Source organism: Nocardia mangyaensis (assembly GCF_001886715.1).
GTDB lineage: Bacteria > Actinomycetota > Actinomycetes > Mycobacteriales > Mycobacteriaceae > Nocardia > Nocardia mangyaensis.
Window position 1 is genome coordinate 1,489,999 of the sequence record NZ_CP018082.1, and the last position, 22,335, is coordinate 1,512,333.

At 70.1% G+C, this 22,335-nt stretch carries 20 protein-coding genes; 9 read left to right on the forward strand and 11 right to left on the reverse strand.

Going from position 1 to position 22,335, the window contains the following annotated elements:
* Positions 1-6 precede the first annotated feature (6 nt).
* From folC to proB, 8 genes are all read left to right on the forward strand, one after another.
* A complete protein-coding gene (gene folC / locus BOX37_RS06770; protein ID WP_420811612.1) occupies positions 7-1,392 on the forward strand; it encodes a bifunctional tetrahydrofolate synthase/dihydrofolate synthase in 1,386 nt (461 codons plus the stop codon).
* A 92-nt stretch (positions 1,393-1,484) separates the two neighbouring features.
* Complete coding sequence (locus BOX37_RS06775; protein WP_071931243.1) at positions 1,485-1,901, forward strand: DUF4233 domain-containing protein; 417 nt, start codon at positions 1,485-1,487, stop codon at positions 1,899-1,901.
* Between the two features lie 55 nt (positions 1,902-1,956).
* The gene (gene ndk, locus BOX37_RS06780) at positions 1,957-2,364 is read left to right on the forward strand and encodes a nucleoside-diphosphate kinase (protein ID WP_071926891.1); all 408 of its coding nucleotides are present in this window, start codon (positions 1,957-1,959) and stop codon (positions 2,362-2,364) included.
* 577 nt (positions 2,365-2,941) lie between these two features.
* Positions 2,942-6,163: a translation initiation factor IF-2 N-terminal domain-containing protein gene (locus BOX37_RS06785; RefSeq protein WP_071926892.1), complete on the forward strand. Its 3,222-nt coding sequence runs from the start codon at positions 2,942-2,944 to the stop codon at positions 6,161-6,163.
* Between the two features lie 229 nt (positions 6,164-6,392).
* Positions 6,393-6,704, forward strand: coding sequence for a 50S ribosomal protein L21 (rplU, locus tag BOX37_RS06790; RefSeq protein WP_071926893.1), 312 nt, complete (start codon positions 6,393-6,395; stop codon positions 6,702-6,704).
* Positions 6,705-6,726: 22 nt separating this feature from the next.
* On the forward strand, positions 6,727-6,993 hold the full coding sequence (gene rpmA, locus BOX37_RS06795) for a 50S ribosomal protein L27 (RefSeq protein ID WP_067486232.1): 267 nt from the start codon (positions 6,727-6,729) through the stop codon (positions 6,991-6,993).
* Between the two features lie 121 nt (positions 6,994-7,114).
* A complete protein-coding gene (gene obgE, locus BOX37_RS06800; protein WP_071931244.1) occupies positions 7,115-8,578 on the forward strand; it encodes a GTPase ObgE in 1,464 nt (487 codons plus the stop codon).
* Between the two features lie 115 nt (positions 8,579-8,693).
* Positions 8,694-9,809, forward strand: a complete 1,116-nt coding sequence (gene proB / locus BOX37_RS06805) for a glutamate 5-kinase (protein ID WP_156910291.1) — start codon at positions 8,694-8,696, stop codon at positions 9,807-9,809.
* Positions 9,810-9,964: 155 nt separating this feature from the next.
* Here the strand turns inward: proB and BOX37_RS06810 are convergent, their stop codons facing one another.
* The 9 genes from BOX37_RS06810 to BOX37_RS06850 form a co-directional block, all read right to left on the reverse strand.
* Positions 9,965-10,477, reverse strand: a complete 513-nt coding sequence (locus tag BOX37_RS06810) for a DinB family protein (RefSeq protein ID WP_206045776.1) — start codon at positions 10,475-10,477, stop codon at positions 9,965-9,967.
* 147 nt (positions 10,478-10,624) lie between these two features.
* Positions 10,625-12,031: a hypothetical protein gene (locus BOX37_RS35735; RefSeq protein WP_071926895.1), complete on the reverse strand. Its 1,407-nt coding sequence runs from the start codon at positions 12,029-12,031 to the stop codon at positions 10,625-10,627.
* The gene (locus tag BOX37_RS06820; protein WP_071926896.1) at positions 12,028-12,399 is read right to left on the reverse strand and encodes a hypothetical protein; all 372 of its coding nucleotides are present in this window, start codon (positions 12,397-12,399) and stop codon (positions 12,028-12,030) included. Before BOX37_RS06820 ends, BOX37_RS35735 begins: the two co-directional genes overlap by 4 nt.
* Before the next feature lie 36 nt (positions 12,400-12,435).
* Positions 12,436-13,170 (reverse strand): ESX secretion-associated protein EspG, encoded by a 735-nt coding sequence (locus BOX37_RS06825; RefSeq protein WP_071926897.1) that lies wholly within the window; start codon positions 13,168-13,170, stop codon positions 12,436-12,438.
* A gap of 121 nt (positions 13,171-13,291) precedes the next feature.
* Positions 13,292-14,242 (reverse strand): D-isomer specific 2-hydroxyacid dehydrogenase family protein, encoded by a 951-nt coding sequence (locus BOX37_RS06830; RefSeq protein WP_071926898.1) that lies wholly within the window; start codon positions 14,240-14,242, stop codon positions 13,292-13,294.
* A gap of 147 nt (positions 14,243-14,389) precedes the next feature.
* Positions 14,390-15,349, reverse strand: a complete 960-nt coding sequence (gene ligD / locus BOX37_RS06835) for a non-homologous end-joining DNA ligase (protein ID WP_071926899.1) — start codon at positions 15,347-15,349, stop codon at positions 14,390-14,392.
* 55 nt (positions 15,350-15,404) lie between these two features.
* A complete protein-coding gene (locus BOX37_RS06840) occupies positions 15,405-15,791 on the reverse strand; it encodes a hypothetical protein (protein WP_240505247.1) in 387 nt (128 codons plus the stop codon).
* Between the two features lie 63 nt (positions 15,792-15,854).
* Positions 15,855-16,949, reverse strand: coding sequence for a methyltransferase (locus tag BOX37_RS06845; protein WP_084759463.1), 1,095 nt, complete (start codon positions 16,947-16,949; stop codon positions 15,855-15,857).
* A 232-nt stretch (positions 16,950-17,181) separates the two neighbouring features.
* Positions 17,182-19,314 carry a RecQ family ATP-dependent DNA helicase gene (locus BOX37_RS06850; protein WP_071926901.1) on the reverse strand — a complete coding sequence of 711 codons (2,133 nt, stop codon included), beginning with the start codon at positions 19,312-19,314 and terminating at the stop codon, positions 17,182-17,184.
* 152 nt (positions 19,315-19,466) lie between these two features.
* Between BOX37_RS06850 and BOX37_RS06855 the strand changes: the two genes are divergently transcribed.
* Complete coding sequence (locus tag BOX37_RS06855) at positions 19,467-19,949, forward strand: hypothetical protein (protein ID WP_071926902.1); 483 nt, start codon at positions 19,467-19,469, stop codon at positions 19,947-19,949.
* Position 19,950: 1 nt separating this feature from the next.
* Here the strand turns inward: BOX37_RS06855 and BOX37_RS06860 are convergent, their stop codons facing one another.
* A complete protein-coding gene (locus BOX37_RS06860) occupies positions 19,951-21,162 on the reverse strand; it encodes an RtcB family protein (RefSeq protein ID WP_071926903.1) in 1,212 nt (403 codons plus the stop codon).
* Between the two features lie 164 nt (positions 21,163-21,326).
* Positions 21,327-22,202: a ribokinase gene (locus BOX37_RS06865; protein WP_071926904.1), complete on the reverse strand. Its 876-nt coding sequence runs from the start codon at positions 22,200-22,202 to the stop codon at positions 21,327-21,329.
* Positions 22,203-22,335: the final 133 nt, after the last annotated feature.

The window sequence follows — 22,335 nt, forward strand, 5'->3', positions numbered from 1 at the left end:
TCGCCGGTGGACCTCGCCGAGATGGCGTTGGTCGAGGCCGAACTCGACAAGCGTTGGCCGGAGACCAAGATCGAACCGTCGCTGACCAGGATCAGCACGCTGATGGATCTGCTCGGCACCCCGCAGCGCAACTACCCGGCCATCCACATCGCGGGCACCAACGGCAAGACCTCGGTGACCAGGATGATCGACGCCCTGCTCACCGCACTGCACCGGCGCACCGGCCGGATCACCAGCCCGCATCTGCAGCTGGCGACCGAGCGGATCAGCATCGACAACGAGCCGATCACCCCGGCCCGCTACGTGGAGACCTACCACGAGCTCGAGCCCTACCTGGCGATGATCGATCAGCAGTCCGCGGCGGCGGGCGGCCCGGCCATGAGCAAGTTCGAGGTGCTCACCGGCATGGCCTACGCCGCGTTCGCCGAGGCGCCGGTCGACGTGGCGGTCGTGGAGACCGGCATGGGTGGCACCTGGGACGCCACCAATGTGATCGACGCGCAGGTCGCGGTGATCACCCCCATCGGCCTGGACCACACCGACTACCTCGGCCCCGACCTGGAATCGATCGCCAAGGAGAAGGCCGGGATCATCAAGCGCGCGCCCGAGGCGCTGATCCCGGTCGACACCGTCGCGGTGATCGCCGAGCAGGAGCCCGAGGTGATGGACGTGTTGCTGCGCCGGGCCGTCGAGGCCGACGCGGCGGTGGCCCGCGAGGGCGCGGAGTTCCGGCTGCTGGAACGGGCCGTCGCGGTCGGTGGGCAACTGCTGAGCCTGCAGGGGCTGGGAGGCGTCTACGACGAGATCTTCCTGCCCCTGCACGGCGAGCACCAGGCCCGCAACGCGGCGCTGGCGCTGGCCGCGGTGGAGGCGTTCTTCGGCGCCGGTGCCGAGCGTCAGCTCGACATCGAGGCCGTGCGCGCCGGGTTCGCCGGCGTGGCCAGCCCGGGCCGGATGGAACGGATGCGCAACGCGCCGACCATCTTCGTCGACGCCGCGCACAACCCCGCGGGCGCACAGGCGCTGGCCAACACCCTCACCACCGAGTTCGACTTCCGCAAGCTGGTCGGTGTCGTCGCCGTACTCGGCGACAAGGACGCCGGTGGCATCCTGGACGCGCTCGAGCCGATCTTCGACGAGATCGTCGTCACCAGCAACGGATCGCCGCGGGCCATGGATGTCGACGCGCTCGCCGACCTCGCCGTGCAGCGCTTCGGCGACGAGCGGGTGATCACCGCCGACACCCTGCCCGACGCACTCGAATCCGCGATCGCCCTGGCCGAGCAGGCGGGCGACGACGGCGACGTGATCTCCGGCGCCGGCGTGGTCGTCACCGGCTCGGTGGTCACCGCGGGCGCGGCGCGCGCCCTGTTCGGAAAGAGACCGGCATGAGCGGTCAGCGCACGAGCATGCCGAATGGCGACGGCATGAGCGGTCAGCGCCCGGAGGAGGAAGCGGAGCGTGACCACGGAGGGCGCCCGAGCATGCCGAATGGAGACAGCATGACCGATGTACCCCCGCCCGCCACCGATCCGTGGAAGGGGCTGCGCGGTGTCATGGCGGGCACCCTGGTCCTCGAGGCCATCGTGGTGTTGCTGGCGCTGCCCGTGGTCGCCGACGTCGGCGGCGGCGTCACCTGGTTCTCCGGCACCTACCTGGTCGCGCTCGCGGTGGTGATGTTCCTCGGCGCGGGGGTGCAGGGCAAACCGTGGGCGATCCCGTTCAACCTGGGTCTTCAGGTACTGCTGCTGGCCGGCGCCTTGATCCACCTGTCGATCGGCATCGTCGGCCTGGTGTTCGTCGCGGTGTGGGCGTTCATCCTCATGCTGCGCGCGGACGTCCAGCGCCGCATGGACGCGGGGCTGTTGCCGAGTCAGCGGATGAAGCGCACGGAGTCCTGAGCGGGGCTTCGGGGGCCGATCGGCGCAGTGCCGCAGGCGACGCTAGGGTTACCGCGTGACTGAGCAGACTTTGGTACTCATCAAGCCGGACGGCGTCTCCCGTGGCCTCGTCGGCGAGGTACTCGCACGGATCGAGCGCAAGGGCCTCACCATCAAGGCGCTGGAACTGAAGAACGTGTCCGCCGAGCTCGCCGCCGAGCACTACGCCGAACACGCCGAACGGCCGTTCTTCGGCTCGCTGATCGAATTCATCACCTCCGGCCCGGTCGTGGCGGCCGTCTTGGAAGGCCCGCGCGCGATCGCGGCGTTCCGTCAGCTCGCCGGCGGCACCGATCCGGTCGAGAAGGCCGTGCCCGGCACCATCCGCGGCGACTTCGGTCTGGAGACCCAGTACAACCTCGTTCACGGTTCCGACTCGCCCGAGTCCGCCAAGCGCGAGATCGCGCTCTGGTTCCCTGCCTGACCGGTCAGCGCCCGGAGGCGGCAGCGCAGGGTGACCACGCTGGGCGCCCGGTCAGGCAGCATCGGATGCAGCTTGATCTTGCTGTCCTCGCTCGTCGCGTCCGGTGCGGACGCGACGAGCTCGAGCGGCCGAGGTCCGCGCGTTCGTTGCGCCGATGGCGATCCCCGCGCGAACAGTATGGGATACTGAGTACGGATGTGTTCGAAGCCGATGTCCCCGCTGCCCAGACCGGGCGGGTGGTGACAGCCTGTCGCGCAGGTACGTGACAGCGGCCCCGGACATGACCGGATGACACCGCGGTTGATGCCGATCATCGCTGCCACGGACGACCCTGTTGCTGGGGCCGACCGCCCAGGCACGCTGGATGAGCGCTCGAAAGCGCGGCGTCACGCCGTACAGCCAGGCGCCGCGTGACCGGTTGGCCCGCCACAGGAACGATCATGGTGCGACCGGAAACGCGGGGCGAGACCAGATGACCCTCGTACCATCGGGTACGAGGTGCACGGACGATGCCCCCGCGCCGGCCGCGTCACTCCCGTACCGGGGAGGGACGCGCCCGGGGGCCCGAGGAGACTTCGTGGCCGAAAAAGAGCCGCTGGACACAACACAACAGGATGCCGATCAATTGCCGGAGCGAATTCGAGTTCATGCACTGGCCAAGCGGTTGGGAGTAACCAGCAAGCGCATCCTGGCCAAACTGGCCGAACTGGGCACCGAGGCCCGCAGCGTTCAATCGAATGTCGATCGCGCGGTCGCCGAGACCGTGCGCGACGCGATCGCCGCCGCTGACGCCGAATCCGGCGAATCCCCGGCAGCGCCGACGAAGGCGCCCGCCGCCCCCACCACATCCGCCGCCGAGCAACCGGCCGACTCGACCAGCGCGCCGTCGCTGTTCTCCGCGCCCGAGGTCGCGCGCACCGACGAGGTGTTCGCCGCGATGGCCGACGACGCGCACACCGGTCTGTTCACTCACCGGCCCACCGACGCCCCCGCGCCGGCCGAGCCGGTGAGCTTCGAGGCGCCCGCTGTGGCCGCGCCGCTGTTCCTGCCGCCGGACGCCACCGCCGCCGAGGAGGCGCGCAAGCGTCGCCGCGCCGAGCGGACCCCCAAGCGGACCGAGGAGCCGGCCCCGGCACCCGTCGAGGAAGCCGTCGTCGAGCCCGAACCGGCCGAGGACGAGTCCGACGCCGATCAGTCCGATGCCACCGACCAGTCCGGCGACAACGACGCCGACGGTCAGCCGCGTCGCCGTCGTCGGGGCCGTCGTGGCCGCGGTCGCGGCCGGGGCGAGCAGTCCGCCGATGGCGACGACGCCGACGGCGACGGCGACAGCGACAGCGAGGCCGCCGACACCGACGACGACACCACCGCGTCGACCGAGGCCGGCACCGAAGAGGCCGAGCAGGCCACCGACACCGATGCCGACAGCGACGACGAGGACGGATCGCTGCCCGAAGGGGCGAGCCGTCGTCGCCGTCGTCGCCGCCGCCGGAAGGTCGGCGGGGATTCCGGCGAGGCCGAGGCGGCCTCGGAGGACGATCCGCCCAACACCGTCGTGCACGAGCGCGAGCCCCGCAACAAGAGCCGTGGCCGTTCCTCCTCGGGTTCGTCCGACGAGGTACAGGGCATCTCCGGTTCCACCCGGCTCGAGGCCAAGCGGCAGCGTCGGCGTGACGGCCGCGAGGCCGGGCGTCGTCGTCCGCCGATCCTGACCGAGTCGGAGTTCCTGGCCCGCCGTGAGGCGGTCGACCGGGTCATGGTCGTGCGCGAGAAGGCGTTCGATCCGGCCGAGCACGCGCCGGGCCACCAGACCACCACCCAGGTGGCGGTGCTCGAGGACAACATCCTCGTCGAGCACTTCGTCACCAGCTCCGGTCAGGCGTCGATGGTGGGCAATGTCTACCTCGGCCGGGTGCAGAACGTGCTGCCCAGCATGGAGGCCGCGTTCATCGACATCGGCCGTGGCCGCAACGGCGTGCTCTACGCCGGTGAGGTGAACTGGGAGGCCGCCGGGCTCGGCGGCAAGGAGCGCAAGATCGAGCAGGCGCTCAAGCCCGGCGATCAGGTGCTGGTGCAGGTGTCCAAGGACCCGGTGGGTCACAAGGGCGCCCGCCTGACCACCCAGATCAGCCTGGCCGGTCGCTTCCTGGTGTACGTGCCCGGCGGTACTTCCACCGGGATCAGCCGTAAGCTGCCCGATACCGAGCGCAAGCGGCTCAAGGAGATCCTGCGCGAGATCGTGCCCGCCGACGCCGGGGTGATCATCCGCACCGCGTCCGAGGGCGTGAGCGAGCCGGAACTGGCCCGCGACGTCGAGCGGCTGCAGGCCACCTGGCGCACCATCGAAGAGGCCTCGAAGAACGCCAAGGACTCCAACGCGCCCAAGGCTCTCTACGAAGAGCCCGACATGCTGGTCAAGGTCATCCGCGATCTGTTCAACGAGGACTTCGCCAAGCTCGTCATCGAGGGCGAGCGCGCGTGGAGCACCGTCGAGAACTACGTGCGCACCGTCGCGCCGGACCTGCTGCCTCGGGTGAACCGGCACGAGAACAACAACGGTGTCGACGTGTTCGACGCGTACCGCATCGACGAACAGCTCGCCAAGGCGCTCGACCGCAAGGTGTGGCTGCCCTCGGGCGGCACCCTGGTGATCGATCGCACCGAAGCGATGACCGTCGTCGACGTCAACACCGGCAAGTTCACCGGTTCGGGTTCGTCGAACCTCGAGGAGACGGTCACCAAGAACAACCTGGAGGCCGCCGAGGAGATCGTGCGCCAGATGCGGCTGCGCGACATCGGCGGCATGATCGTGGTCGACTTCATCGACATGGTGCTCGAGTCCAACCGCGACCTGGTGTTGCGCAGGCTCACCGAGGCGCTGGGCCGGGATCGCACCCGCCACCAGGTCTCGGAGGTCACCTCGCTCGGCCTGGTCCAGATGACCCGCAAGAAGCTGGGTACCGGCCTGGTCGAGGCGTTCTCCACCACCTGCGAGCACTGCCACGGCCGCGGCATCATCGTGCACTCCTACCCGGTGGACGCCGGGTCCGGTGTCGAGGAGCCGCGTGCCAAGGAGGGCGGTTCGCGCCGTCGTCGCGGCAAGGACAAGGACAGGGACAAGGCACCGGCCGCGGCCGCCGCACCGGCCACCAACGGCACCGCACCGGCCGCCGAGCACGACGAGGAGGACATCGCGGTCAAGCGGGCCCACCCGGTCGCGCTCGCGATGGCCGCTCATCACGGTGACGAAGGCGAGCCCACCGAGGAGGCGACGGCGCAGACCGAAGCCGCCGAGGAAGCCGTCGCCGAGCCGACCAGGTCGCGTTCGCGTTCGCGTTCACGTCGGGCCAGCCGCAATGCCGCCGCGCAGGCGGAGGCGGCGGAGAGCCCCGCGCTGACCGGTGTCCTCGCGGCAGAGCCCGAGCCTGGCACGGAGGAGCCCGAGCCTGTCGCGGCGGAGGAGCCGGAGCAGGCCGAGCCCGCCGCGGTCGAGTCGACCTCGCTCGCCGAGGTCGCGCCGGTCGCCGAGGTCATGCAGCCGGAGCCGGTGACGCAGTCCGAGACCGCACCCGCCGCCGAACAGCCCCCCGCGCGGGCGCCCCGCAGACGCCGGGTGGCCCGTTCGACGGCCGCCCCCGCATCGGACAGCACGGGCGCCGTGTTCGTGTTGTCGGCGAACGAGCAGCCCGCCGCGGCGGTCGTCGACATCGCCGCGGAGCCCGTGGTCGTCCCGGAACGCAAGCCGCGCCGTCGCGCGGTGGGTCGTCCCGCGGGCGCGCCGACCTCCGAATCGAATTGACCCCAAGCTCCCCCGATTCGGCCCTGACCGGCCGAATTGGGGGAGGGGTTACCGTTCTGGTAACCTAGGTCGGTCGCTGCCCCGCGATTGGGCATCTGGCCGAACGGTCGGGTGATACCGCAGGCAGCCAACGTTCTTCCCCCGCTCGTGCGGGGATGAGCCCAGAAATACGCGCCGCAGCTGCGGCGTGGACATGTGCAGGACCAACGTGAGTGGAGGAAGCCGACCGATGGCAGCGTACGCAATCGTCAAGACCGGCGGAAAGCAGTACAAGGTCGCGGTCGGTGACCTGGTGAAGGTCGAGAAGCTCGAGGGCGCGCCGGGCACTGCCGTGGCACTGACCCCGGTTCTCGTCGTCGACGGCGCCGATCTGACCACCGACGCCGACAAGCTGGCCAAGATCTCCGTGGCCGCCGAGGTCGTCGATCAGACCAAGGGTCCCAAGATCCGGATCCACAAGTTCAAGAACAAGACCGGCTACCACAAGCGCCAGGGTCACCGTCAGCCGCTGACGGTCATCAAGGTCACCGGCATCAAGTAAGAATTCCCGAGGAGACGAAGCAATGGCACATAAGAAGGGTGCATCCAGCTCCCGGAACGGTCGTGATTCGAACGCCCAGCGCCTCGGCGTGAAGCGCTTCGGTGGCCAGAAGGTCAGCGCGGGCGAGATCCTCGTCCGTCAGCGCGGAACCCACTTCCACCCCGGCGTGAACGTCGGTCGTGGTGGCGACGACACCCTGTTCGCCCTCGCGGCGGGCGCGGTCGAGTTCGGCACCAAGCGTGGCCGCAAGACCGTCAACATCGTTGTCCCGGAGCCGGTCCAGGCCTGACCGCCTGGAGCATTCGCTCCCCACGGACACCAGAGCGGGTCAGGGTTTCTTCCCTGACCCGCTCTGTCGTGTTCGCCCACCCTTACCGCAAATGACCAGTCAGAAGGAGGAGGATCAACCCATGTCCAAATTCATCGACCGCGTCGTGCTGCATGTTCGTGCCGGTAGAGGTGGACACGGTTGCGCCTCGGTGCATCGTGAGAAGTTCAAGCCGCTCGGCGGGCCCGACGGCGGCAACGGCGGCAACGGCGGGGACGTGATCCTCGAAGTCGACGCCAATGTGCACACCCTGCTCGATTTCCATTTCCACCCCAACGCCAAGGCTGGCAACGGCAAACCGGGCGAGGGCAGTAATCGCGAGGGCAAGAACGGCGCCGACCTGGTGCTGAAGGTGCCCGACGGCACCGTTGTCGTCGATGGCGACGGCAAGGTCGTCGTCGATCTCGTCGGTATCGGTAACCGCTTCATCATCGCCCGTGGTGGCCGTGGTGGCCTCGGCAATGCCTCGCTGGCGTCCAAGGCACGCAAGGCGCCCGGTTTCGCGCTGCTCGGCGAAGAGGGCGAAGAGCTCGATCTCGTGCTCGAACTGAAGTCGGTCGCCGATGTCGGCCTGGTCGGTTTCCCCTCGGCGGGCAAGTCGTCGCTGGTGTCGGTGCTGTCCGCTGCCAAGCCCAAGATCGCCGACTACCCGTTCACCACGCTCGTCCCGAACCTCGGCGTCGTGCTCTCCGGTGACACCACCTTCACCGTCGCCGACGTTCCGGGCCTGATTCCGGGTGCCAGCGACGGTCGTGGCCTCGGCTTGGACTTCCTGCGCCATCTGGAACGGTGCGCGGTGCTCGCCCATGTCGTCGATTGCGCGACGCTCGAGCCCGGTCGCGACCCGGTCTCCGATGTCGATGCGCTCGAAGCCGAACTCGCCGCCTACAAGCCGGCGCTGTCAGGTGACGAGAGCCTGGGTGACCTGGCCGACCGGCCGCGCGTGGTGATTCTCAACAAGACCGATGTGCCCGATGCGGCCGAGCTGGCCGAGATGGTGTCGGCGGAATTCACCGAGCGTGGCTGGCCGGTCTTCGAGATCTCCGCGGTGAGCCGCGCCGGGCTGCGCCCGCTGACCTTCGCGCTGGCCGACATGGTTCGCCAGTATCGCGAAGATCACCCGAAGGCCGCGCCCAAGCGCACCGTCATCCGTCCGATCGCGACCGACGAGACCGGGTTCGACGTCGTCGCCGATCCGCACGAACCCGGTGGCTTCGTCGTGCGCGGTACCCGCCCCGAGCGCTGGATCCGCCAGACCGATTTCAACAACGACGAGGCCGTGGGTTACTTGGCCGACCGACTGGCTCGGCTCGGTGTCGAAGCCGAATTGGTCAAGCAGGGGGCCGAGCCCGGGTGCCCGGTCACCATCGGTGAGGTCACCTTCGAATGGGAGCCGCAGATCTCGGCGGGTGTCGACATGCAGCCGACCGGCCGCGGTACCGACCTTCGGCTGGAGAACAACGAGCGAGTCGGTGCGGCGGAGCGCAAGCTCGCCTCGCAGGCGCGGCGCGGTCTGCTCGACGAGGACGGCGAACGAAAGAAGTGATCACGGGGTCGTGCCCGGCGAAATTCGCTGTCGGGCACGACCGACGGATCGGCATACTGCGGTGGGTCTCCGGGTGGAGACCGTCGACGTTGATCGTGGTGCAGGGAGTGACGCGATGCAGGTGGGTTCGGAGCTGAGTCAGGGGCGCGCGGCGATCGTCTCGGCGCGCAGTGTCGTGGTGAAGATCGGTTCGTCGGCGCTGACCAGCCTCGAAGGCGGACTCGACACCGATCGGCTCGATCTGTTGGCCGATGCCGTCGAGGCACGGATGCGCGCGGGCTCGGACGTGGTCGTGGTGTCCTCCGGCGCGATCGGGGCCGGGATGGCCCCGCTCGGATTGTCGCGCAGGCCCAAGGACCTGGCGACCAAGCAGGCTGCGGCCAGTGTCGGTCAGCTGGCACTCGCGCACGCCTGGGGTACGTCGTTCACCCGCTACGACCGCACCGTCGGCCAGGTGTTGTTGTCGGCCGATGATTTCGCGCGCCGCGAGCACCACCGCAACGCCCAGCGCACCCTCGACCGGTTGCGCTCGCTCGGCGCGGTCGCCGTGGTCAACGAGAACGACACCGTGGCCACCGAGGAGATCCGCTTCGGCGACAACGACCGCCTCGCGGCCCTGGTCGCCCATCTGGTCGGCGCCGAAGCCCTGATCCTGCTCTCGGATGTGGCCGGCCTCTACGACGGCGACCCGCGCAAGGGCGCGGCCACCTTCATTCCCGAGGTTCGCAGCAGTGCCGACCTCGACGGCGTCATCGCGGGGAGCGGCGGTGCGCTCGGCACCGGCGGCATGGCCTCCAAACTCTCGGCCGCCCGCCTCGCCGCCGACGCCGGGATCCCCGTCCTGCTGGCGGCCGCCGCCGACGCCGCGACCGCACTCACCGTCGGTACCGTCGGCACCGCCTTCGCCGCCCGCCCGGTGCGGCTGTCCGGCCGCAAGTTCTGGGTCCGCCATGCCGCCGACACCCGTGGCGCGGTCCTGCTCGACGCGGGCGCGGTCGACGCCGTCGCCGAACGCCGTTCCCTGCTCGCCGCGGGCATCACCGGCATCCGCGGGCGCTTCTTCGGCGGTGACGTCGTCGACCTGATCGGTCCCGACGACACGGTGATCGCCCGCGGCGTCATCGAATACGACAGCACCGAGGTCGCCGCCATGCTCGGGCGCTCCACCACCGATCTCCCCGAGGGCATGCAGCGTCCGGTCATCCACGCCGACGACCTGGTCAAGGTCTGACCGCGGCGCGGTGCCGCACACGCTGAACAGACCGGCGTGGTCACCGGTGCGTCCGGTGCCTGCTGGACCGGCCCGGCTCCACACCCGCCGCCACGGGAGCCGGCGTCGCGACCACACCGCACCGGCGGCGCAGCCGATCCTGCCCGCGCGCTGATTCACATGCCAGTGGCTCCGTCGATGCGTTCGCGCAGGAGGTCGGCGTGACCGCAGTGCCGGGCGTACTCGGCGATCATGTGGGTGTAGATCCAGCGCAGACCGACTCTTCCGCCCATGAACGCCGCGGTGTCGTCCAGCGCTCGTTCCGCGCAGTTGGCGCGGGCGTGCTCGATCTCGCCCTGCCAGGTGGCCAGAGCGGTGGCATACGACGAGGTTTCGGATACCGCGAATCCGCCGTCGTGTCCGGCGGTGTCGGCGCGCGGATCGTGTATCGGCGGGACCGACTCACCGGCGAGCACTCTGCGGAACCAGTTGCGTTCGACTTCGGCCATGTGCTGGACCAGGCCCAGCAGGGTCAGCGTGGAGGGCGCCGCGGCTGCGGTGCGTAGTTGCGTGTCGTCGAGTCCCTGACACTTCATGGCGAGCGTCGTCCGGTAGAAGTCGAGCCACGACTCGAGCGTGGTCCGCTCATCGGCGTTCAGTGGCGGCATCGGCCGTTCGGGTGTTGTCACCACACGGATGGTGCCAGCAGGGTCCGACATCGCCCTGACCGCGCGGGAGGACGGCGGCGGGTGTCCCTGCCGACCGTCTTTGGCCGGGTGCCGTGATCTCGGCTTGCCCGGAGGGGGCGACCCGCGACTTCCGCTGGCACGACCCGGTCACGGTGGTGGTGGGATGACGCCCGGCTGATCGAGGTCGGCGGGAGGTGGCGGGGGCGCGGGCGCGGTGGGTGGCTCCTCCGCACCGGGGATGGGGCCGGTGACGCCGGGTTGACCGCCCGGGTCAGACATGTCGGGGGTGCCCGGAACAGGTTGGGGCACTGGGTTATTCGGCTGCACCGGTGGTGCTGGGGCAGCCGGGGCCGGTTGTTCGGAACTCGGCGCGGAGCTATCGGCGGTCGGCGGCGCGGGTTGGGGTGCTGGGGTGTTCGGCGATGTCTGTGGTTCTGGTGCCGGTGGCTGTTCGGAACTCGGCGCGGGTTGTTCCGGGCTGGGTGCAGGCGGCTGCGGTGATTCCGTCGGCCCGGGTTCCGGAGCCGACGGCGGGGGAGCAGGCGCCTCGCTGGATGGGGCGGGCGGCGCGGGGTTTTCGGTGGACGGCGGTGCGGGAGCCTCGCTCGACGGCGGGGTGTTTTCCGGTGCGGGAGTGCTCGGTGGCGGCGGTGCGTCCCGGCCGGGTGGTACGGGAGCGTCGCTGGAGGGCGCAGGTGTGGCACTCGGCGGGGTGGTCCCCTGGTCCGGTGGCGCGGGAACTTCGGACGGCGGGGTGGGTTCCGGTGTGGCAGTGCCCGGTTGTGGCGTTGCGTCCTCGCTGGGTGGCGCAGGGGTGTCGCTGGGCGAGGGTGGGGCTGGTCGTTGGTCAGGCGCAGCGGTTGCGCCGGGACTCGAGCCGTTCTCGGCTCCGGGTGAATCTCCCTGTGGCGTACCGGGTTCGACGGCTGTCGAACTGGGAGTCGGTGCCGGGGAGCCATTTCCGTTCGATGACGAACCCGCCGGTTCCGCAGGCGATTCCGACCACTGTGCCCCCGGCTGCGCGGGCGGTTCGGGCAGCGCGGGTACCGCGGTCCCGGCCAGCGAGTACGCGGGCTTGTAGATCATGTTCATCGCCAGGACAGCTTCCTGGCGCAGCGCCTCTGCCGCCATCTGGGCATCGATGACGTGGGCAGCTTCGAGCAGGCGGGCGATGGTGCCGATCGGCCCGGAGTCACCGGGCGCGACCACCGCCACTTTCACCGCCTCCGCGGCCGCCGCGACGCCACCGAGCCGCGCGCCGACCTCGGCGAACACCGCCGCCAGTTCGTCGACGGAGGCCGCGAACGCGCGGGTACCGGCCTGGGCGGCATCGGCGGCGGCACCCGTCCACCCGCTCTCCTCGATCAGCCGGTCGGCGCCGGACCTGGTCAGGGGCATGGAGGTGGTCAGGGCGGCGGCGCTCTCCAACCAGGTGAGCGACGCGCCGAGGACGGCGCCCGCGTCGATCTGCTGGGTGCGCGCGTGGATCTGCTCGTGCGGCATGGATTCGAAATGCTCCATCGCACTGATGTAGGTGGGATCGGTTCCGCTCATCGGCGCCTCGTGTCGATCGCGCGCAGCGCGGCGGCCGCGGCGGCGTCGGCCTCCTCGTAGAGACCGGCGCTGAGCAGGAACGACTCCTTCATCCGGTACGCCGCTTCGATGTAGTGGTCGAGCAGCTCGGCGGCGTCACGGGCTTTGTGCGCGAACCCGGCCTGCAACTGCTGGGCGGAGACGAAGCCACCGAATCCGCCTGCCTCCGCGGCGGATTCGAGGTCGTGACGCAGCTGGGCGAGTCGATCGGCCTGCTGGTCGTAGAGTTCGGCGCAGCGGCGCGCGGCATCGGGATCGAACTCGAGTGTCCCCGCCGTGGCGGCGCTGCGGAACCGGGAGATCTCGGCTCTGCTGCTCTCGATCGTCATCGCGTCTCCCCTCCAGATCATGCGTCGGAGTCCAGGTTAGCCGGACCTTCGGCTGTGCGAACTGTGCGCCGGTGCGAGCCTGCGCTGCAGTTGGGCGGCGAGCTGACCGGTCGACGCGGGCACCACGTGCACGGTCTCCCCGGCCCGCAGCAGGTAGCGACCGTCGGTGGCGACGTCGATCCAGCTGTAGTGCACCGGGGCGGGCGGCGCGGCCCGGTCCAGCCCGAATTCGATGCGGATGTGGCCCTCGGCGGTGTGTGGCCGCCGCAGCAGACGCTGGATGCGCGGCACGGCGGGGTGGGTCGCCATGACCGTCTCCTCGTCGCGAACCGCCTCGGCGGCGGCCTCCCGTGCGGGTTCACGTCCGGGTGGGGTGTCGGGCAGGCAGGCCGCGATCCGCGCGCCGACCCCGGCGCTGTGCCCGATCGAAACCTTGACGCTGCCACCGTAATCGGGACGGGGCCCCGGGGATTGCCGCACGATCACCGCGTGGTCGTAGACCGCGCAGGCCAGCAGCCGGATCTCGCTGCCCGGTGTGTGCGCGCCCCCGACGAGCACGATCCTGGCGTGTGGTTCGGCGATGATCCGCAGGCAGGCGGCGAGATCGGGATCGCCGCCGCCGGGTAGTCGCTCCTCGAGGTTCGCGCGTAATCGGGCGGCCTCGTCCTCGGTGCGCGGCGACTCGAGCATCCGGATGGGGAAGGGCATCCGGTCCTGACCCGATTCTCGCCAGACGTGCGCGAATTCGTCCGCCGTGAAGGTCCAACCCATTGCCGATCCCATCCTTACCGAACCAGGACGTGGACAGCCTAACCGCCGTTGCGGATTCCGGCGCGCCGTTCGGCGCGTGATGCATCCGAATGGAATCATCTTCCGGCCGCTGCGAACAGCGCTAGTAGCCCCGGTCGGTATCGACGATCGCATGCAGCGGCCGACCGTCGACGAACCGGGCGACATTCGCGCCGACGTGATCGGCGAAGGCGGCCAGGCGCAGCTGCGGGGGGTTCGAGTCGTGCGGGGTGATGATGGCGTTGGGCAGCGTCCACAGCGGGTGCCCGTCGGGCAGCGGCTCCGGTTCGGTGACATCGAGTCCGGCGCCGCCGATCACGCCGCCGGTCAGCGCCTCGACCAGTGCGGCGGTGTCGATCAGGCTGCCGCGCGCCACATTGATCACCCACGAGGAGGGCTTGAGCCGGGCCAGCTCGTCCGCGCCGATCAGGTGCCTGGTCTGCGCCGTCGCCGGTGCCGCGACCACCACGTGATCGGTGTGGGACCACACCCGCCCGAGCTGCTCTGCCGGCACCGTCTCCACCGAGTCGGGAATCCCGTCGCCGGTGACCCGCCGCCCCGAACGATTCACGGCGATCACGTGCGCGCCCAGCGGCGCCAGCATCGGGATCAGCGCGCGCCCGATCCCGCCTGCTCCGACGATCGTCACCGTCTTGCCGCGCAGGGAGCCCACATGCGGGAAGAACTCGCGCTGCTGCCAGGAGGTGGCGCGCAGGTGCTCGGGCAGGTAGCGCACCCCGGCCAGCAGCAGCATGAGCGCGTGCTCGGCGACGCTGTGGGAGAACGCGCCCGCCGCGGAGGTGAACTCCACCCCGGGGTGGGCGCGCAAGACTCCGGCGTCGAAGAAGTCCTCGATGCCCGCCGCGGGCAGCTGCACCCAACGCACCGACGCGGGCAGCTCGGTGGGGAAATCGCCCGGCTGACCGGTCCAGATCAGCGCCTCGGCCTCGGCGAGCGCACCGACCCGCGCCCCCGCGCCGACGACCGCCTTCTCGAGCAGGCGGGGCGCGGACGGATCGGGGCCGATCGCGATCACGGTCGCGGATTCGGGCACGAAGGACCTCCTGAGTTCATCGGCCGCCGAGACCCGTCGGGGATGGGTCGCGTGGTGTCATCGGCGCCGACACCGCGTGGGGGCGGTGCCGGAGCATTGATTCTTCCCTCTCGCCGATGATCGCGTCGGCCCACCCTCCCCGTGGGCTCACGATTCGTCGAGGTCGACCGGTTCGTCGACGCCGTGCCGATCGGCCAGTTCCAGCAGCGGCGTGATGTCGAAGACGGCCTCGTCCATGTCGGCCTGCAGGTCACCGAGTTCGGCGTAGCGGGCGGGCACGGTGGCGATGGTGAAATCGCGCGGGTGGATGTCGTCGATCTCGCTCCAGCGCACCGGGGTCGACACCGTCGCCGCGGCCACCCCGCGCACGGAATAGGCGGCGGCGATGGTGTGATCGCGCGCGTTCTGGTTGTAGTCGACGAACAACTGCGCCGGATCTCGGTCGCGGCGCCACCATGCGGTGGTCACGTCCTCGGGCGCCCGCCGCCGTACCTCCTCGGCGAAGGCGAGCGCGGCCCGGCGCACCTGCGTGAACCCGTACTCCGGTGCGATCCGCACGTAGACGTGCAGGCCGGACCCGCCGGAGGTCTTGGGCCACCCGGTCGCGCCGAGCTCGTCGAGCACCTCGTGCACCACTGCGGCGACTCGCTGCACCCGCGACCACGGACAGTCCGGCATGGGGTCGAGGTCGATGCGCCACTCGTCGGGCGATTCGGTGTCGCGGGCCCGGGAGTTCCACGGATGGAATTCGACGGTCGACATCTGCACCGCCCAGATCACGTCGGCGAGTTCGTGCACGCACAGTTCGTCGGCGTGGCGGCCGTAGCGCGGGAAGTACACGCGGACGGTGCGTATCCAGTCCGGCGCGCCCGCGGGCAGCCGCTTCTGGTGGACCTTGCCGCCGGGCAGGCCCTTCGGAAACCGGTGCAGCATGCACGGCCGGTCCCGCAGCGCGTTGACGATGCCGTCACCCACGCTCAGGTAATAGCGCACCAGATCGAGCTTCGTCGCGCCGAGTTCGGGAAAATACACCCGGTCCGGATTGCTGACCCGCACCGTGTGCTCACCCACCGGCAGTTCGACAGCCGGAGTCGCAGACTTGGCCACCTGCGCAACGATAGTCGAGCGGGTCCGCTCCGGCCGGGCAGCGGACCCGCGTCGGCTACATCTCGTAGACGCCGAAGGCCCGGTTCTGGATGCACATCGGCATCACGTCGACCCGGGTCCAGTTGAACTTGGCCGCGGCCTCGACCGCCGGGCGTTCGTCCATGCAGACCGAGACGGTGCCGGGCAGGGTCAGCGGGTTGAACACCGCGAGCGGGATGCCCGCGTGGATGTTGCTGTAGAGGCCGCCGCTGAAGCACAGCGGCGTGATCGCGATGCCGTGGCGGGCGCTTTCGCGGTCGGCGGCGGCCTGGGCGCCGGGGACGCCGGAGCAGTCGAGTGGGTTCTCCGGCAGGGCCTGGGCGGGGGTGGTGACGAGGGTGAATCCGGCCGCACAGCCCACGGCGACAGCCATCAGGGTTCGAGCAAACGTGGTCCTGGTCATAGCCGCATTCAAGCACTGGTGGCGTGTTGCACACACAATCGGCGCGGCGTGTCGAGCTCGGGCTCAGCGTGGGACGGCCTCGAGGACGCAGTCAGGAGCCGCCGTGGCGACGGTTGCGGTGAGGGTGAAACCGCCGCGCGCGAGCAGGTCGCGGAACTGCTCCTCGGTGCGTTCGCGGCCCGCGGTGTTCACCAGCATCTCCAGGTCGATGACCTTGCCGGGGTGCGGACGGTGGTGGACGGGCAGGACCAATTCGATCACCAGCAGCACCGCGGTGGGGTCCATGGCGGCGCGCAGGGTCCGCAGGATCCGCACGGCTTCGTCTTCGGACCAGTCGTGCAGGACGTGTTTGAGCAGGTAGGCGTCACCACCGGCCGGCACCGACTCGAAGAACGAACCGGCCGTGGCCGTACAGCGCTGCGCCAGACCGGTCGCGGCGAGGTCGGCGGCCAAGTCGTCCACCACGCTCGGCAGGTCGAACACGATGCCCGTCGCCGCCGGATTCCGGGTCAGGATCTCGATGAGCAGGTTGCCACGTCCGCCGCCCACATCGACGAGGGTGCCGAACCGGCTGAAGTCGTAGGCGGCGAACAGCGGTTCGACCGACAGTGTGCTGATGCTGGTCATCGCCTTGTCGAACAGATCGCCGAGCTCGCGATGTTCGGCGGCGTAGTCGAAGAAGTCCGCGCCGTCGAGGTCGCGACCGACCGAGCGGCCGGTGCGGACTGCGTCAGTGAGGTGGGTCCAGTGGTTGCGATGGAAGGGCGACCCGTAGAACAGGAACAGATCACGCAGGGTCACCTCGGCGTCGCGGCGCAGTGCCTGGCTCATCGCGGTGAGCGCGTACGCGCCGTCACGTCGCTGGGCGAACACCCCGAAACTCACCAGCAGCCGCATCAGCCTGCGCACCCCGTCCTCATCGGCGCCGACCGCGCGGGCCAATTCGTCGGACCGGCGAGGCCCCTCGGCGAGCGCGTCGGCGATGCCGAGTTCGGCGGCGGCGCTGATGGATTGGGACAGGAACCCGGCGACCTGCATCTCCAGCAGTGCGAGATGACCGGGAACCAGTTTGCGGTGCAGAACCGTGAGTGCGTCGCGAATCCGCTGGATCACCCTGATCACGGGCAATGGCGGAATCCACGGTGCGGCGGACGCCATGACGACTCCATCGATCGAGCGGTGGACCACCAGTACGCACCGAGCGTACTGGATCACCGGGCGCACGGGACGCCGACGCCGCGCGGCCTGCCGTGCGGCCGTCTTCGCCGACGGGCCAGGACAACTCGCACGCGCCGGATACACCTCGCCGGGGCCGGAAACCATGGATTCGGCCCCGCGAATACGGCTGCGGTCCAGCGTGATCCGCGGTGCGGTTCAGGTGGTGGACGTGTCAGGTCGGGGTGGCCAAGGCGAAGGGCAGAACCGCGTCGGCGCCGCTGCGGCGCAGGGCGTGTGCGGCGATGGTGAGGGTCCAGCCGGTATCGGTACGCGCGTCCACGAGCAGGATCGGGCCCTCGACGGCAGTCAGGTCCGGGACCTCCCACGAGTCGAACAGCCCTGCCACCCGATGCGCGGAGTTCGCGGCCGACACCGGCGGACGGTCGGGCCTGGTGTGCAGGGTGCCCAGGTGATCGAGGCGACCGACCTGGGCGAGCCGTTGCGCCAAGCTCTCGGTGAGCCGCGGGTGGCTGGGTGACTCCATTGCCAGCACCGAGCGCGGGCGCTGCACCCAGTCCCAATCACGCAGGACCGCGATACACGCGTCGAAGACGGCATCGGGCACGGGCGCGTCGGGACCGTCGAGCAGGGCGCGCAGCCGCTGACCCCAGCCGAGGTCGGTGAGCCTGCCGAGCACTCGACCCGTCTCGGCGCCCTCGGTGATCTTGCCGGACAGCGGAACCGCGAGCTTGGCCATGCCGCTGGGCCACTGTTTGCGCGGGGTCAGGTCGAGGCCGGGGCGGTCCAGGCGTGCTCGGGTGGCGGTGACAGCGGCTTCGTCGACGGTGGTGTCGGGGCTGACGCCGGTGCAGTTGTCGCAGCGCCCGCAGTCCGGTGTGGTGGCGTCGAGCGCGGCCAGACCGGGGTCGTCGAGTTGACGGCGCAGGAAGGTCATCCGGCAGGTGCTCGTCGCCTGGTAGTCGACCATCGCCTGTTGTTCGGCGTCGCGCGCCGCGGCCAGCCGTTCGTAGCGCTCGGTGTCGTAGGTCCACGGCTGACCGGTGGACAGCCAGCCGCCGCGTACCCGGCGCACCGCGCCGTCCACGTCGAGCACCTTGAGCACCATCTCCAGCCGCGATCGGTTGAGCTCGACCATCGGTTCCAGCGCCACCGTCGACAGCGGTCGGTCGGTGTCGAGTGCGGCGAGCACCGCTCGCACGATGTGTTCCCGCGGAAACGCCACCGAGGCGAAGTAGCTCCAGATCCGCGCGTCCTCGGGTCCGGGCAGCAACACCACCTCGGCCCGCTCGGTGCCACGACCCGCGCGACCGACCTGCTGGTAGTAGGCGATCGGCGAGGACGGGGCGCCGACGTGCACGACGAACCCCAGATCGGGTTTGTCGAAACCCATGCCGAGCGCCGAGGTCGCGATCAGCGCCTTGACCTCGTTGTTCAGCAGCGCGCCCTCGAGCATCTCGCGTTCGGCCGGGTCGGACTGCCCGGTGTAGGCGGCGACGGTGTGACCGTGGGAGTTCAGCACGTCGGCCAGGTCGTTGGCGGCGGCCACGGTGAGGCAGTAGATGATGCCCGAACCGGGCAGCCGATGGAGCTGCGCACCGAGCCAGGCCGTGCGCTGGACCGCGTCGTCGAACCGCACCACCGACAGGTGCAGCGACTCCCGGTCCAGGGTGCCGCGCAGCACAAGGGTGTCGGTGCCGATCTGGCCAGCCACATCGGTGACGACCCGGTCGTTGGCCGTCGCGGTGGTCGCCAGCACCGGCACGTCCGACCCGAGATCGGCGATCAGGGTGCGGATACGGCGGTAGTCGGGCCGGAAGTCGTGACCCCAGTCCGAGACGCAGTGCGCCTCGTCGATGACGACCAGCCCGGCGTCGGCGGCCAGCCGCGGCAGCACCTGATCACGGAAGTCGGGATTGTTCAACCGCTCCGGGCTCACCAGCAGCACGTCGACCGCCCCGTCGGCGACCCGCTGATGGATCTCGTCCCACTCGGTGACATTGCCGGAGTTGATCGTGGCCGCCACCACCCCGGCCCGCTCGGCCGCGGCCACCTGGTTGCGCATCAGCGCCAGCAGCGGCGACACGATCACCGTGGGCCCGCGCCCGGCACCGCGCAGCAGCTTGGCGGCGATGAAGTATACCGCCGACTTGCCCCAGCCGGTCCGCTGCACCACCAGCGCCCGCCTGCGCTGCACCACCAGGGCCTCGATCGCCGTCCACTGGTCCTCCCGCAGCCGCGCGTCCGGTCCGGCGAGCTCTCCGAGCAGCTCCTCGGCACGTTCGCGCAGGTCGGGAGCAGTCAGGTCGAGCACGTCGTTGCCTGCGGCTGAGGTCATGGTGGTCATGGTGCCAGCGCCCACCGACAGGTCCGATGGGCAGTACAGAACCCCGTCGCGGCCGCGCGCACAACGATCAGGGATTCGGGCGGCGAAAACCCGCGTGGGCGAGGACAATAGGGGAGATGCCGGATGTCCGGGCGGGGAGCAGGAGACCAGCGATGGCGAACAGGTTCGATTCACCGGCGGGCTGGACACCGCCGGGTTCGCAGTTCCAGTCCAGTTCCACGGCATCGCGCACGCTGATCGGCGCCTTCCTCGCCCTGGTGGTGACGCCGATCGGGATGGCGCTGGCCGCGCACGGCGCGCTGGACACCAGTCGCTGGGTGATCCTGGGTGACGCCGCCGACCGATTCGGGTCCAGCCTGCAGATCATCGGTGGCGCGCTGCTGCTCCTGCTGGTCAGCGCGCTGGCCGGGTACACCCCGGTCGCGACGATCCTGGCCGGCTTGGTGTGGGGCGTGCTGCCCGGCCTGATCTACTTCGTGTCACCGGAAAGCATCTGGCGCTTGGTGGGGGATCTGCCGCTGATGACCGACGAGCTGCACGTGGCGCTCAACGCGTGGATCACCAGCGGCTTCACCTTCGTCGCCGGACTGCTGCTCGTCGGCGCGGGCGTGGCGGGCACCCTGCGCCGACGGTGAGTCAGCCCTTCACACACAGCACCTGACGCAGCGTCGCGACCACATCGACCAGATCGGACTGCGCCGCGATCACCTCGTCGATGTCCTTGTACGCGGCCGGGATCTCGTCGACCACACCCGCGTCCTTGCGCGACTCCACGCCCTCGGTCTGGGCGACCAGATCCGCGACGGTGTACTGCTTCTTGGCCGCGGTCCGGCTCAGCCGCCGACCCGCGCCGTGCGAGGCCGACTGGAACGAAGCCGGATTTCCCTTGCCCCGCACCACATACGACCGGGTACCCATCGACCCCGGGATCAGCGCGAGATCGCCGTCGCCGGCCCGCACCGCGCCCTTGCGGGTCACCAGCATCGGCACGCCGTCGATGATCTCCTCGGCCACATAGTTGTGGTGGCACGAGATCGGCTCGTCGAAGCGCACCTCGCGCTCGGCGAACTCCTCGCGCACCGCCCGGCACACCAGCGCCAGCATCACCGCCCGGTTGCGCGCGGCGTACTCCTGCGCCCAGGTGAGATCACGCCGGTAGGCCGCCATCTCCGGTGTCCCGGAAAGGAACACGGCCAGATCGCGATCGGGCAGCGACTGGTTGTGTGGCAGCGCCCGCGCCACCGCCATGTGCCGCTCGGCCAGCTCCTTGCCGATGTTGCGGGATCCGGAGTGCAGCAGGATCCAGACGGCGTCGTCCTGGTCGAGGCAGACCTCGATGAAATGGTTGCCGCCGCCGAGCGAGCCGATCTGCTTGTGCGCCCTGGACTCGAGCGACGACACCCCGGGGTGCAGGTCGGCGAATGTGCGCCAGAACCGCTCCCAGCCCTTGGTCCGCGCCGACTGCCCGTGCGAACCGGCGTGCAGCGCCGTGACATTCACGGCGTCGCGGTGCGCGTTGAACCCGACCGGCACGGCCCGCTCGATCCGCGACCGCAGCGATCGCAGGTCATCGGGCAGATCGGCGGCCGTCAGCCCCGTCTTGACGCTCTCCATCCCGCAGCCGATGTCCACCCCGACCGCAGCCGGAGCGACGGCAGCCCGCATGGCGATGACCGAGCCCACCGTCGCGCCTTTGCCCAGGTGCACATCGGGCATCACGCGCAGTCCGTGCACCCATTCCAGCTCCGCGATATTGCGGAGCTGACGCAGCGCGGACTGCTCGATCTCGTGCTCGTTGGCCCACATGAGCGTCTGCGCCCTGGTACCGCGCAGCTCGACGGGAAACATGGTTCGGTCCTTTCCTGGATGAAGCACCAACGGTAAGGACTCGCGACGGGCAACGCACCTCGATATCGGCGGGTGGCTGCCGAGGTGTGCTGCGGGAAGCGGGTACCTGACCAGGTTCCGAACCCGGCTGCGTCGGAGGAGCTTCTGGGTGTTGTCGAGTGGATTCAGTCCGTGGGCAGCCGTGCCGCGATCTGGGTGTGGTCGGGGATCGACGAACTGGCGCCCAGGATGGTCGTCGCCACAGCGCCGGCGGTATTCGCCCAGTTCACTGCGAAGGCAGGGCCTCGGGTCCAGGTCGCGACGAGCGCCCCGGTGAACGCGTCGCCCGCTCCGGTCGTGTCGACCACTTCGACAGCGAGAGCCGAGACGGGCAACTCGGTCTCGTCGGCGCCGTAGTAGGCCGCCCCGTCACCGCCGAGTGTGCGCACCACATGCGCGAGGTGTGCCAATTCGGTCGAATACTGCTCGTACTCCAGGGAATTCACGATCGCGAGATCGACGGCGGCCCACAGTTCGGCGGGCAACGGCTGGACCGGCGACGGATTCAGCGCGACGATGGTGCCCGATGCGCGGGCGTGCCGGGCGGCGGCGGTCACCGTCTCGATCGGGATCTCCAACTGGCACAGCAGGAGGTCGGCCTCGGCGATCGCGGCGAGTTCCTCGGCCGTCAGGTCGCGCACGTGTCCGTTCGCCCCCGGCACCACGATGATGCTGTTCTCACCGGTCGCGTCGACGACGATCGTGGCCACGCCACTCGGCCCGTCGAACACCCGCAACAGTGTGGTGTCGACACCGGCGTCGGCCAGGGTGGACCGCAGGGTGGCTCCGAAGGCGTCGTCGCCGATCGCGCCGAGGAACCGCACCCGCGCACCCGACCGTGCCGCGGCGATCGCCTGATTGGCGCCCTTGCCGCCGGACACGGTCGCGAAGCCGGACCCGAGCACCGTCTCACCCGGCGTCGGTCTGATCTCGGTGGTGGTGACCAGATCCATGTTGACGCTGCCGAGCACCACGACGGTCGGCACACCGGATCGGTCCATGGCCCCGAATCTAGCGGTCGCGGTGTCGTCGGAATCGGTTTCGCGACGACAGCCCGGCCGAGGCGACGCGGCCCGCCGCCACCTGTGGACAACTCGGCCAGTGGCGCAAACCCTGTGGACAACTCGGTCCCGC

Bases quoted from the DNA above. Each gene is read 5' to 3' on its own strand.
- BOX37_RS06775 (WP_071931243.1), top strand. From the start codon at position 1,485: ATGCCGAATGGAGACAGCATGACCGATGTACCCCCGCCCGCCACCGAT.
- rplU (WP_071926893.1), top strand. From the start codon at position 6,393: ATGGCAGCGTACGCAATCGTCAAGACCGGCGGAAAGCAGTACAAGGTC.
- rpmA (WP_067486232.1), top strand. From the start codon at position 6,727: ATGGCACATAAGAAGGGTGCATCCAGCTCCCGGAACGGTCGTGATTCG.
- obgE (WP_071931244.1), top strand. From the start codon at position 7,115: ATGTCCAAATTCATCGACCGCGTCGTGCTGCATGTTCGTGCCGGTAGA.
- proB (WP_156910291.1), top strand. From the start codon at position 8,694: ATGCAGGTGGGTTCGGAGCTGAGTCAGGGGCGCGCGGCGATCGTCTCG.
- BOX37_RS35735 (WP_071926895.1), bottom strand. From the start codon at position 12,031: ATGAGCGGAACCGATCCCACCTACATCAGTGCGATGGAGCATTTCGAA.
- BOX37_RS06820 (WP_071926896.1), bottom strand. From the start codon at position 12,399: ATGACGATCGAGAGCAGCAGAGCCGAGATCTCCCGGTTCCGCAGCGCC.
- BOX37_RS06825 (WP_071926897.1), bottom strand. From the start codon at position 13,170: ATGGGTTGGACCTTCACGGCGGACGAATTCGCGCACGTCTGGCGAGAA.
- BOX37_RS06840 (WP_240505247.1), bottom strand. From the start codon at position 15,791: ATGACCAGGACCACGTTTGCTCGAACCCTGATGGCTGTCGCCGTGGGC.
- BOX37_RS06845 (WP_084759463.1), bottom strand. From the start codon at position 16,949: ATGGCGTCCGCCGCACCGTGGATTCCGCCATTGCCCGTGATCAGGGTG.
- BOX37_RS06850 (WP_071926901.1), bottom strand. From the start codon at position 19,314: ATGACCACCATGACCTCAGCCGCAGGCAACGACGTGCTCGACCTGACT.
- BOX37_RS06855 (WP_071926902.1), top strand. From the start codon at position 19,467: ATGGCGAACAGGTTCGATTCACCGGCGGGCTGGACACCGCCGGGTTCG.
- BOX37_RS06860 (WP_071926903.1), bottom strand. From the start codon at position 21,162: ATGTTTCCCGTCGAGCTGCGCGGTACCAGGGCGCAGACGCTCATGTGG.
- BOX37_RS06865 (WP_071926904.1), bottom strand. From the start codon at position 22,202: ATGGACCGATCCGGTGTGCCGACCGTCGTGGTGCTCGGCAGCGTCAAC.